Below are 10792 nucleotides of genomic sequence, written 5' to 3'. Positions count from 1 at the left end.
TTATCGGTATTCATCCGTAATTGATTGATTATTTCATAGTCGTTCTTACACCAATCTTTTATATTGACCAGTGTGTATTGCAATGGCGTTCCGTCCTCACGGGTAAATGTATTTCGCTCGCGTAACCTTTTCGACGATACGAAAACATCGGGATTGATAACCTCCTCCAGCAACCGATCAAATTCGGAATCGGATAATTTTACTTTGTTCAGCGTCTCGAATTTCTGCCTGAAATTTGCTTCAAGAGAGGCTCTATCGTGAATGTCATCACGATAGACATATTTTAGTTGCTCCGTCAGTTTCCGAATAAAACTTTCTTCTATCTGTTTTTCCCGATTCATAACAGTTTTAAAAGTGTGTATATTACACCTAAGTTGTTACAAATATAGCGATTAATTCGGGTTTCTACGATTTTTAAAGTATAAGAAAGAGTAGTATCGGATTATTTTGCTTTGTCGGACTATTTTCTTTATTTGATATAATAGTCACATTCGTATTGTTAAATGATTATACTATCCCCAAAAATAAATCTTCAATACCGCATAAAGCATTATCGCTTTCCGGCTGAAACAGATCGTGCGACGGGCCAGGCGCTTGATATGTGTACGGATGGTCAGATTGTTCCGTTCGATGTGGTTGGTGCCGCGGTGAGCAGTCCTATGGATTTCCGGGGAGATGAGGAATTTATATTGCCGGAGTTTATCCGTATAGATCAATCTGGCATTGGTCAGTTTATCGGTAACCTTACTCAGCGTTTCATTGGTACGAGGTCCAACAGAGAAACAGACGACGGATTTGTCAGCGCAGTTCAGAGCATAGGCCACCCAGATATGATCTTTTTTACGGCCGACAAAGATTTTGATTTCATCGACTTCATACTCTGCATTGGCTGTTACATGTGGAGCTGTTATATCTTTGGAGATGGAGATAATTCTTTTAATGAGAGTCGTCGTCGATATTTCCAGTAACCTTGCGATGCCTCTGATCCCGACGCCCTCTTTGATATATTCCGAGATCGTCCGGTTTAATTCCGGGATATAGGCTTGGTAAGAATAATCCGCCTGTTGTTTCCTATGGCAGTGTTTGCATTTATAGCGTTGCTTACCGTTTGCTTGATAACCATTTTTTATACAAGTTCCTCCGCAAAATTTGCAAGTCATTTTTTTCGTGCCCTAATCTGATACATGAAGGTTCCTATCCGGAACCCTCGGCCGATTTTCAGCCGATTTTTGGGCACAAAAATAAAGAAGACGACCCGAAAGTCGTCTTCTTTTTATGTTTTTCTTTAAGTCCTTGTAATGATTATCAGTTAGTTGCAGTTCTGTGCCCTAATCTGATACATTACCAGTTCAGCGGAGAGGACGGGATTCGAACCCGTGGAGCCAGTTGCCCAGCTCGGCAGTTTAGCAAACTACTGGTTTCAGCCACTCACCCACCTCTCCGTGGCCATAGCCTGAAATAATTACCGTGCAAAAGTATGGTTTACTTTTCAAAAACGCAAATCTTTTTTCGACGCGCGGAAAAATAAATCCCTAAAGTTCCGGACGGTCCCCGGCAGACCGGCTTTTTCGGAACGACTGCCCGTGCGTCACCGCACCCGACTCGCCGGACAAATCGCCCTCCGATCTAAAAAATAAATTTCGAACTGATCTCCCGATAATCGTGCACCCGTTCGATGACGTCGGCAAAAATGTCGGCCACGGTCAGCACGGTAAATTTCGAGGTATCTTCGTCTTTTTTCAGCGGAATCGTATCCGTTACGATCACTTCCGACAGTGCGCTGTTATTGATTCGGTCGTAGGCCGGCCCCGACAGTACCGGATGCGTCACGGCGGCGCGGACGCTCGAAGCGCCGAGCTCCATGAACATATCGGCCGCTTTGGTAATCGTGCCCGCCGTATCGATCATGTCGTCCATGATGATGATATTCCGGTCTTTGACCTCGCCGATCGCCGTAATTTTCCCTACGACGTTGGCCTTTTCGCGCTGCTTGTGGCAAATGATCATCGGCGCGTTCAAGTGCTGCGAATAAGCGTTCGCCCGTTTGGCCCCCCCCATGTCCGGCGCGGCGATCGACAGGTTTTCGATATTCAGATTTTTAATGTAGGGAACGAATATGCCGCTCGCATAGAGATGATCGACCGGGATATCGAAAAATCCCTGAATCTGGTCGGCATGCAGGTCCATGGTCATGATCCGGTCGACGCCGGCGGCGCGCAACAGATTGGCAACCAATTTGGCTCCGATCGAAACCCGCGGACGGTCCTTGCGATCCTGCCGCGCCCAACCGAAATAGGGCATCACGGCGATCACCCGGTGCGCCGACGCCCGGTGCGCCGCATCGATCATCAGCAACAGTTCCATCAGATTGTCTGCAGGCGGGAAGGTCGACTGCACGATAAAAACGGTGCATCCCCGGATGCTTTCGTCAAACGCGGGCTGGAATTCGCCGTCGCTGAACTCCAAAACCTGGGAATCGCCCAGATCGACCCCGAAATTCGCAGCGATCTTCTCGGCCACGTAACGGGAACCACGGCATGAAAAAATTTTAAGCTTGTGAATTGCCATTATCTGAAGAATTTCATTTGCGCGCAAAGGTACGCCAATTTCGTGGAAAAAGGGGGATTAATTTTAACTTTTTATTCATAAAATATCGGAATCCAGCGCAAAAAGGCTGGGCAACAAATCCGAACGGTTTCATTCCGTATCCCCGACCGTCTCCAAACAATGTCCGATAAAATCGAGTACATCGTCCCGCCCGGTCTTTTTTTCGGAAGAGGTACGGAACACCGGCGGCAGCTCTTCCCATGTTTCCAGCATTTTCCGGCGGAATTTCGCCATATTGGACGACGTGCGGTCATCGGACTGTTTGTCGCATTTGGTGAATATCAACCCGAACGGCACGCCGTGTTCGCCGAGCATCCGGATAAAATCGAGGTCGATCTTCTGCGGATCGAGCCGGGAATCGATCAGCACGAACAGGAAAACCATCGCCTCCCGTTTCTGCACGTAATCGGTAATCAGCTTCGAGAACTCCCCGCGCTGGTTTTTCGAAACGCGCGCATAGCCGTATCCGGGCAAATCGACCAGATACCACTTCGCATTGATTTTAAAATGATTGATCAACCGGGTTTTACCGGGAGTCGAGGAAACTTTGGCCAATCCCGGACGATCGGTCAGCATGTTGATCAGCGACGATTTGCCGACGTTCGAGCGGCCGATCAGCGCAAATTCCGGCAAACCGTCCGTCGGACATTGGCTCAACTTCTGGCTGCTGACAGTAAAAACGGCGGAAGAGATGTGCATACGGACTGATTTTTTACAAAGGTAACGAAAAATCCGGGTTTCGCACGCCCTGCCCGCCGGAGGCGGAACACCGCTGCGGATTATTTTTTATCTTTGCACGTGACACGCCGGACCGTTCCCCGGATAAACGGGACGGAGCGGGATATCCGTCCCGGTGCCGGCTATCGTAAAAACGACGAATCATTCAAAAACGCAAAATTATGGCAACTGTAGAAACGATCTATCTGGGCGGTCTCCGTACCGAAGCCACCCATGTCCAGTCCGGAACGAAAATCCTGACCGACGCTCCGACCGACAACCACGGCAAAGGAGAAGCCTTCTCGCCGACCGATCTGGTAGCCACGGCGCTCGGAAGCTGTATGATGACCATCATGGGCATCGCCGCGCAGACGCACGGTATCGACATCGACGGCACGAAACTGCACATCACCAAAATCATGAGCGCATCGCCGCGGCGGATCGGCGAAATCGTCGTCGAAGTGCATTTCCCAAAACCGATCGCCGATCCGAAACAGCGCGAGATTCTCGAACGGGCCGCGGCTACCTGCCCGGTCGCCCAGTCGCTGCACCCGGACTGCAAACAGACCGTCAGCTACCGTTACGGCGAATAACCGCCGATCGACCGGTGCGCGGCGCCGGTTCGTCCGGCCCCGCGCTTTCTAAAAACATTATGCTATGTTCACTTTTACCATTGCATTGCTCGCCCTGATCGCAGGCTATTTTTTCTACGGCAAATTCGTCGAAAAAATATTCGGGGTCGATCCGGCGCGTAAAACGCCGGCCTATACGAAACAGGACGGCGTAGACTACATCCCGATGCCGACGTGGAAGATTTTCATGATCCAGTTCCTGAACATCGCCGGATTGGGGCCGATTTTCGGCGCGATCATGGGAGCCAAATTCGGGACGGCGTCTTACCTATGGATCGTGCTGGGCAGCATCTTCGCCGGCGCCGTACACGATTTTCTGGCAGGCATGATCTCGCTGCGCAACGGCGGGGAGAGCCTGCCGGAAACCATCGGCCGCTACCTGGGAGTCAACTTCAAACAATTCATGCGCGGCTTTACGGTGCTGCTGATGGTGCTGGTCGGCGCCGTATTCGTCGCGGGGCCGGCCGGGCTGCTGGCCAAGCTGACCCCGGAGAGCCTCGACCTGTCGTTCTGGGCGACGGTCGTATTCGTTTATTATGTGCTGGCTACGCTGCTGCCGATCGACAAGATCATCGGCAAAATCTACCCGATATTTGCCATTGCATTGATATTCATGGCAGCAGGCATTCTTTTTATGATCTTCTGGCATCATCCCGCCCTGCCGGAACTGACCGACGGCATCGCCAATACGCATCCGGACGGCCTGCCGATCTTCCCGATGATGTTCATTTCGATCGCCTGCGGAGCGATTTCGGGATTCCACGCCACGCAGTCGCCGCTGATGGCTCGCTGCATGACCAATGAAAAATACGGCCGGCCGGTATTCTACGGCGCCATGATCACCGAGGGGATCGTCGCCCTGATCTGGGCCGCTGCCGCAACCTACTTTTTCCACACCGAAGAGGGCAGCGCGCTGTTCGCCGCCGGATCGGGGAACGACAACGCCGCCGTCATCGTCGACTCGATCACCAAAGAGTGGCTGGGCGTCGTGGGCGGCTTCCTGGCCATATTGGGCGTCATCGCCGCACCGATCACCTCGGGGGATACGGCTTTCCGCTCGGCCCGGCTGATCGTCGCCGACTTCCTGCGCGTCGACCAGAAACCGATCCTGAAACGGCTGATGATCTCCGTTCCGCTGTTCGTCGCGGGTTACATCATCCTGCACGCCAATTTCTCCGTACTGTGGCGCTACTTTGCCTGGTGCAACCAGACGCTGGCCGTCTTCACGCTATGGGCGCTGACGGTCTATCTGACCCAGAAACGCAAACCGTACGTTATCACGCTGATCCCCGCGCTGTTTATGACGGCCGTTTGTTCGACCTATATCCTGATCGCACGGGAGGGACTGCACCTGCCGCAAGAACTGGCCTACTGGCTCGGCGGAGCCGTTACCCTGTTCATATTCGTCCTGTTCCTCGTGTGGCGCAACAAATACCTGCGGCGGAATCCGACGATTTGACCGGTACGGATTCATCAATCAAACGAAAAGGGATTTTCATGCGGAAAATCCCTTTTCGTTTGATCCCTGCCGCGGCCGTACCGCCGGCGCGAAAACGGTTCGCAAGCTAATTTCCGAAAACCCCGGCCAATGCTGCCCGGATCCGCTCGAAAATCTGCGGCGGCGGCAGCATCGTCCCGTCGTCGCCGGCGCAGTCCACCACCCGGAACCGGTCGTCGCGCTCCGCCTGACCGAGATACACCTCGCGCACCCGTTGCTGCAACGTCAGCGACGCCTCGTGAATATCCTTTTTTCCGTGCAGGTAACCGCGGTCGTCCCCTTCGCGCACCTCTTCGAGTTTACGCCGGGTAAATCCGAACGGAACGTCCAGAAACAGCGAAACGTCCGGCTGCGGAATTTTATGATAATCATACTCCAGATCGACGATCCAGTCCCGCAACCGCTCGCGGGACGCCGCATCTCCGATTTTGGCGCACTGGTACGCCACGTTCGAATAGACGTAACGGTCGAGGATCACGAATTTCCCCTCGTCGAGCCACCGCCGGATCACCGGCGCGGCGTCGGCGCGGTCGCCCGCGTACAACAATGCGACCACATACGGATCGACGGCGTCCACTGCTCCCAATTCGCCGCGCAGAAAGCGGGCGATCAACTCGCCGTAAATCGGCGCGTCGAAACGCGGGAAATGCAAGTATTCGTAACGCAGGCCGCGCGAAGCGAGCAACTGCTGCAACAGGTCGATCTGGGTCGATTTTCCGGCTCCGTCGAGCCCTTCGAGAACAATCAGCGACATATTTATTGATTCGGTTTCTATCGTTTACCGCCGGGGCTACGCCCGCAGCATATCCAGCGCACGGATCAGTCCGTCCGCGAAAACATCCACTTCTTCGATCGTATTGTACATCGCCAGCGACGCGCGTATCATCGACGTGATACCGTAGTGCGTCATCACCGGTTCGGCGCAATGCGTTCCGGTGCGTACGGCCACGCCCAGCTTATCGAGAATCATCCCCGCATCGTACGGATGCACTCCTTCGGCGCCGAACGACATGATGCTGCATTTCCCGGGCTGCGTCCCGTAAATCCGCACGCCGGGGATTGCCGAAAGACGCTGCGTTGCATAATCTTTCAGCGCCGTTTCATGGCGGTGCGCCGCCTGCAGGTCGATCCCGTTCAGGTAACGGACCGCCTCGGCCAGTCCGATCGCTCCGATATAGTTCGTGGTTCCGGCTTCGAATTTCAGCGGCAGTTCGGCATAGGTCGTCCCGGAAAACGACACGGTCCCGACCATATCGCCGCCGCCCATAAACGGCGGCATTTCGTCCAGCAGACGCTCTTTCCCGTACAAGACGCCTATTCCGGTCGGCCCGTATAACTTATGGCCCGAAAACGCGTAAAAATCACAATCCAATGCCGCGACGTCGACTCCGCCGTGAACAATTCCCTGACATCCGTCGACCAGCACCGGCACGCCGCGGTCATGCGCCATAGCGATTACGGCAGACAGGTCGGGGCACGTTCCGAGTACGTTGGAAGCCTGCGTGACGCAGACGATCCGCGTGCGGTCGTCGATCAGTCCGGGCAGTTTCTCGATTTCGAGCCGGCCGTCGTCCGCGAACGGCACCACGCGCAGTTCCGCTCCTTTCCTCCCGCAGATCAACTGCCACGGAACGATGTTCGCATGATGCTCCATCTCGGTCGTGACAACATTGTCGCCGGGTCCGATATAACGCTCCCCGAAGCTATACGCCACCGTATTGATCGCCGCCGTAGCTCCAGCCGTAAACACGATCTCGCGCGTCGAACCGGCCCCGATAAACGCCGCGATGTCCCGCCGCGCGGCCTCGTATTCGTCCGTACAGGTTTCGCTCATAAAGTGCAGGCCCCTGTGTACGTTGGCGTTCATCTCGCGGTGCAGGTAATCGACCTTATCGATCACCGCATACGGCTTCTGGGCCGTAGCGCCGTTATCGAAATAGACCAGCGGCTTACCGTAAACCCGGCGGGAAAGCACCGGAAAATCGGCGCGTATTTTCTGAACATCGAATTCCATTACATCCGTTCGATTTTATCCGCGGCCAGCCGTTCGATCCGCTCGGTCAGGCCTTCGACCGGCGTCCGCTCGACCACCTGATTAATGAAACCGGCCATTTGCAGCCGCCGCGCCGTCTGCTCGGGAATCCCGCGCTGGCGCATGTAATAAACAGCCTCTTCGCTCAACTGCCCGACGGTGGCCCCGTGGCTGCATTTGACGTCGTCGGCATAAATTTCCAGTTGCGGTTTCGCATAAATATGCGCTCCGTCGCCGAGCAGCAGGTTGTTGCTTTGCTGGTAAGCCTGCGTTTTCTGGGCGTCCTGCGCCACGTAAATACGGCCGCTGAATACGCCGGTTCCGCCGTCCGAAGCAATCCCCTTGAACACTTCGTAACTGGTGCAATCGCGCGAAATATGCCGGATATCGGTCGTAAAGTCGATATGCTGTCCCGCGCCGCTCAGCATCAACCCGTCGGTATGGTTCTCGGCTCCGCGCCCTTTCAGCGCGACATGCTGATCGCCCCGGATCAGCCGACCCTCCAGTCCCACCGATAGCGTATGCACGCGACTCGACGCCTGCTGCTCGGTGAAGCTGCCGGACACGATCGACGAACGGCCGTTCATCCGGAACAGTTCGACGATATCGGCACGGGCGTCCTCGGCGGCAAAGACCTCGCGCACCTGGCAGTCGAAATAGGTCTCATCGCTCGCCGAACGGTTTTCGATCACCACCTGCGCCCGGCTTCCAGATTCGAAAACGAACAGGTTGCGGGCAAATCCGGCCAACGACTCGCCCTCGCTGTAATACGAGAACGAAATCACGAACGGACGCTCCGCCCGAACTCCCTGCGGCACGTATACGAACGCGCCGTCCTGCGCGAACACGGTATTGAGCGCCGACACGGCGTCGCCCTGCGACTCGGCAAGTTGGTTATAATAACGCTCCACCAGTTCCGGATAAGCTTTCGCGGCCGCAGCCAGCGACCCGAAAATTACCCCATTTTCGGATCGTGTCAGCGGTTGTTCCGACGTACAGAACCCGTTCAGCAACGAAAGCCGTTCGCCTTCGGTTTCCGGCATCGCCAAAGCCGCCGACGGATAGGACGGAGTGAAATAACGTTCGTATTCCTGCTGAAAAAGGTTCCGCAGATCGGTATAATGGTAACGGTCGCCGTACCCCGAACCGCGCGGCGGAATACCCAGCAGGTTGAACGTCTCAAGCGCTCCCGCGCGCGGACGGTTCAACGGCGCGGGCAATCCCTCGCCGATGATGTCGGCACCCGCCAGGTACAGCTCCACCAGTTGTTTCTCCAATGAGCTTTCCATCGCTTATTTATATTCGTTGATCAGCCAATCGTAACCCTGCTCTTCCAGTTTCAGCGCCAATTCGCGGCCGGCCGAATGGATGATCCGACCGTTGTAGAGCACATGCACCACGTCGGGAACGATGTAATCGAGCAACCGCTGGTAGTGCGTAATGACTACCGTCGCATTGTCGGGCCGCTTGAGCTTGGCCACTCCGGTAGCCACGATCCGCAGCGCGTCGATGTCGAGCCCGCTGTCCGTTTCGTCGAGGATCGCCAGCTTCGGTTCGAGCATCGCCATCTGGAAAATCTCGTTTTTCTTCTTTTCTCCGCCCGAGAAACCTTCGTTGACGGCGCGGCTGGTCAGCTTGCTGTCGATCTCGACCACCTTGGCCTTCTCGCGCATCATCCTCAGGAATTCGGCCGACGATAGCGGCTCCAACCCCTGGTATTTGCGCTTCTCGTTGACCGCATACTTCAAAAAATTGGCCATGCTGACGCCGGGAATTTCGACCGGGTACTGGAATCCGAGAAACAGTCCCGCCCGGGCCCGGTCTTCGACGCTCATATCCAGCAGGTTCATTCCGTCGAACGACACCTCGCCTTCGGTCACTTCGAACCGTTCGTTCCCGGCCAGCACCGAAGCCAGCGTACTTTTGCCCGAGCCGTTCGGCCCCATGATCGCATGCACTTCGCCGGCCCGCACCGACAGGTCGATTCCTCTGAGTATCTCCTTGCCGTCTACTACGGCGTGCAGATTCTTAACCTCCAACATATAAAGTATCTTTTAAGCGGTAGTCCGCACTCCGTATCCCCGGAGCGCGAATGTCCGATCCGTTAATCTCCTCTTTCGTCCGGCGGCGAAACGGCCCCGCCTTCGTTCTGCATCCGGCGGCTTTTTTTCAACGCCTGGTCGATGATGTAGAGCAACTGTCCGTTCACGCTGCGAAACTCGTCGGCGGCCCACTTCTCGATCGCTTCCATCCGCCGGGAATCGATCCGCAGTATGAACGTTTTTTGTTTTATCTCTTTAGCCATCCGCCTTGTCTCTCTTCGCTACTGGTGCAGCGTTCCGGTATTCACGACCGGCTGCGCCTGTTCGTCGGCACAGAGCACCACCAGCAAATTACTTACCATCGCCGCTTTCTTATCTTCGTCGAGATCGACCACCTTTTCGGCGGCCAGCCTATCGAGCGCCATTTGCACCATCGTCACCGCTCCCTCCACGATCTTTTCGCGGGCCGAAATGATCGCGGCAGCCTGTTGCCGGCGCAGCATCACCGCGGCGATCTCCGGCGCATAGGCCAGGTAATTGATTCGCGCTTCGACCACTTCGATCCCGGAGATCGCCAGCCGCGAATTGAGTTCGTGCTCCAACCGATCGTTGATCTCCTCGCCGCCGGAACGCAGCGTCACTTCGTCGGACGACTCGTTGTTATCGTAGGCGTACTCCCCGGCCAGACTCCTCAGCGCCGCATCGCTCTGCACGCTGACGAAATTCTGGTAAGCGGCCATCCGCGACGCCAGCGTCTCGCGCTGCTGCACGGCGACCACGCCGCCTTTCACCGGAACCGCCCTGACGCCGGACGTTTCCTGGCTGTCGATCTCGAACATCGCTTTATAAGTATCCTTCACCCTCCATACCAGCACGAGCCCGATCATCACCGGATTGCCGGCCTTGTCATTCACCTTGATCGGCTCGATGTCGAGGTTGCGGGCCCGGTACGTCATTTTTTTCTTCGCGTAGAAAGGATTCACCCACCAAAAACCGTTGTCGTTCAACGTCCCTTTGTAGACCCCGAAAAAAAGCATTACGCGCGCCTCGTTCGGCTCGATCATCATAAATCCCGGAAGACACAGCACGAACAGTAACAAACACAATCCGCCCCATACGGGCATCGCCTGCGTCAAGAGCCAGACGCCGCCCACGAGCAGCAATAACATGACTGCCAGCATCGAAAAACCGGACATCCGGAACCCGGCAAATTTCTTTTCATTCTTTTCCATAACCGCCCTTTTTAAAAGTAATATCAAAATAA

At 55.3% G+C, this 10792-nt stretch carries 12 protein-coding genes and 1 tRNA gene; 2 read left to right on the top strand and 11 right to left on the bottom strand.

Annotation, left to right across the window (positions count from 1 at the left end; genetic code table 11):
• The 5 genes from PGR91_RS02560 to yihA form a co-directional block, all read right to left on the bottom strand.
• Positions 1 to 341, bottom strand: a 341-nt coding sequence (locus PGR91_RS02560) for a type I restriction endonuclease (protein ID WP_270399125.1), incomplete at its 3' end; no start/stop codon positions are given.
• 171 nt (positions 342 to 512) lie between these two features.
• Positions 513 to 1160 (bottom strand): IS1 family transposase, encoded by a 648-nt coding sequence (locus PGR91_RS02555; protein ID WP_101572041.1) that lies wholly within the window; start codon positions 1158 to 1160, stop codon positions 513 to 515.
• A 193-nt stretch (positions 1161 to 1353) separates the two neighbouring features.
• Positions 1354 to 1442: transfer RNA gene (locus PGR91_RS02550), tRNA-Ser, on the bottom strand.
• A 184-nt stretch (positions 1443 to 1626) separates the two neighbouring features.
• Positions 1627 to 2568: a ribose-phosphate diphosphokinase gene (locus PGR91_RS02545; RefSeq protein WP_055202944.1), complete on the bottom strand. Its 942-nt coding sequence runs from the start codon at positions 2566 to 2568 to the stop codon at positions 1627 to 1629.
• A 129-nt stretch (positions 2569 to 2697) separates the two neighbouring features.
• Entirely contained in the window at positions 2698 to 3306 is a 609-nt protein-coding gene (yihA, locus tag PGR91_RS02540) for a ribosome biogenesis GTP-binding protein YihA/YsxC (RefSeq protein ID WP_101572039.1), read from the bottom strand.
• 200 nt (positions 3307 to 3506) lie between these two features.
• On the opposite strand from yihA, the gene PGR91_RS02535 reads away from it, so the two are divergent.
• Together PGR91_RS02535 and PGR91_RS02530 are read left to right on the top strand one after the other, a co-directional pair.
• Positions 3507 to 3917 (top strand): OsmC family protein, encoded by a 411-nt coding sequence (locus PGR91_RS02535; RefSeq protein WP_055202940.1) that lies wholly within the window; start codon positions 3507 to 3509, stop codon positions 3915 to 3917.
• Positions 3918 to 3981: 64 nt separating this feature from the next.
• Positions 3982 to 5415, top strand: a complete 1434-nt coding sequence (locus tag PGR91_RS02530; RefSeq protein ID WP_055202937.1) for a carbon starvation protein A — start codon at positions 3982 to 3984, stop codon at positions 5413 to 5415.
• 106 nt (positions 5416 to 5521) lie between these two features.
• Here PGR91_RS02530 and tmk read toward each other — a convergent pair whose 3' ends face one another.
• The 6 genes from tmk to PGR91_RS02500 all read right to left on the bottom strand — a co-directional run bounded on the left by tmk (position 5522) and on the right by PGR91_RS02500 (position 10760).
• Positions 5522 to 6208 (bottom strand): dTMP kinase, encoded by a 687-nt coding sequence (gene tmk, locus PGR91_RS02525; RefSeq protein WP_055202935.1) that lies wholly within the window; start codon positions 6206 to 6208, stop codon positions 5522 to 5524.
• A 36-nt stretch (positions 6209 to 6244) separates the two neighbouring features.
• The gene (locus tag PGR91_RS02520; protein ID WP_118655572.1) at positions 6245 to 7468 is read right to left on the bottom strand and encodes an aminotransferase class V-fold PLP-dependent enzyme; all 1224 of its coding nucleotides are present in this window, start codon (positions 7466 to 7468) and stop codon (positions 6245 to 6247) included.
• Positions 7468 to 8775 (bottom strand): Fe-S cluster assembly protein SufD, encoded by a 1308-nt coding sequence (sufD, locus tag PGR91_RS02515; protein ID WP_118655570.1) that lies wholly within the window; start codon positions 8773 to 8775, stop codon positions 7468 to 7470. Before sufD ends, PGR91_RS02520 begins: the two co-directional genes overlap by 1 nt.
• A gap of 3 nt (positions 8776 to 8778) precedes the next feature.
• Positions 8779 to 9528 carry a Fe-S cluster assembly ATPase SufC gene (sufC, locus tag PGR91_RS02510; RefSeq protein WP_055202929.1) on the bottom strand — a complete coding sequence of 250 codons (750 nt, stop codon included), beginning with the start codon at positions 9526 to 9528 and terminating at the stop codon, positions 8779 to 8781.
• A 62-nt stretch (positions 9529 to 9590) separates the two neighbouring features.
• Positions 9591 to 9791 (bottom strand): Arc family DNA-binding protein, encoded by a 201-nt coding sequence (locus PGR91_RS02505; RefSeq protein ID WP_118655569.1) that lies wholly within the window; start codon positions 9789 to 9791, stop codon positions 9591 to 9593.
• A gap of 18 nt (positions 9792 to 9809) precedes the next feature.
• Positions 9810 to 10760: an SPFH domain-containing protein gene (locus PGR91_RS02500; protein WP_055202925.1), complete on the bottom strand. Its 951-nt coding sequence runs from the start codon at positions 10758 to 10760 to the stop codon at positions 9810 to 9812.
• Positions 10761 to 10792: the final 32 nt, after the last annotated feature.

Source organism: Candidatus Alistipes pullistercoris, from assembly GCF_027665465.1.
Classification (GTDB): domain Bacteria; phylum Bacteroidota; class Bacteroidia; order Bacteroidales; family Rikenellaceae; genus Alistipes_A; species Alistipes_A hominis.
This window is presented reverse-complemented; position numbering and strand designations above follow the sequence as displayed.

Bases quoted from the DNA above. Each gene is read 5' to 3' on its own strand.
- PGR91_RS02555 (WP_101572041.1), bottom strand. From the start codon at position 1,160: ATGACTTGCAAATTTTGCGGAGGAACTTGTATAAAAAATGGTTATCAA.
- PGR91_RS02545 (WP_055202944.1), bottom strand. From the start codon at position 2,568: ATGGCAATTCACAAGCTTAAAATTTTTTCATGCCGTGGTTCCCGTTAC.
- yihA (WP_101572039.1), bottom strand. From the start codon at position 3,306: ATGCACATCTCTTCCGCCGTTTTTACTGTCAGCAGCCAGAAGTTGAGC.
- PGR91_RS02535 (WP_055202940.1), top strand. From the start codon at position 3,507: ATGGCAACTGTAGAAACGATCTATCTGGGCGGTCTCCGTACCGAAGCC.
- PGR91_RS02530 (WP_055202937.1), top strand. From the start codon at position 3,982: ATGTTCACTTTTACCATTGCATTGCTCGCCCTGATCGCAGGCTATTTT.
- tmk (WP_055202935.1), bottom strand. From the start codon at position 6,208: ATGTCGCTGATTGTTCTCGAAGGGCTCGACGGAGCCGGAAAATCGACC.
- PGR91_RS02520 (WP_118655572.1), bottom strand. From the start codon at position 7,468: ATGGAATTCGATGTTCAGAAAATACGCGCCGATTTTCCGGTGCTTTCC.
- sufD (WP_118655570.1), bottom strand. From the start codon at position 8,775: ATGGAAAGCTCATTGGAGAAACAACTGGTGGAGCTGTACCTGGCGGGT.
- sufC (WP_055202929.1), bottom strand. From the start codon at position 9,528: ATGTTGGAGGTTAAGAATCTGCACGCCGTAGTAGACGGCAAGGAGATA.
- PGR91_RS02505 (WP_118655569.1), bottom strand. From the start codon at position 9,791: ATGGCTAAAGAGATAAAACAAAAAACGTTCATACTGCGGATCGATTCC.
- PGR91_RS02500 (WP_055202925.1), bottom strand. From the start codon at position 10,760: ATGGAAAAGAATGAAAAGAAATTTGCCGGGTTCCGGATGTCCGGTTTT.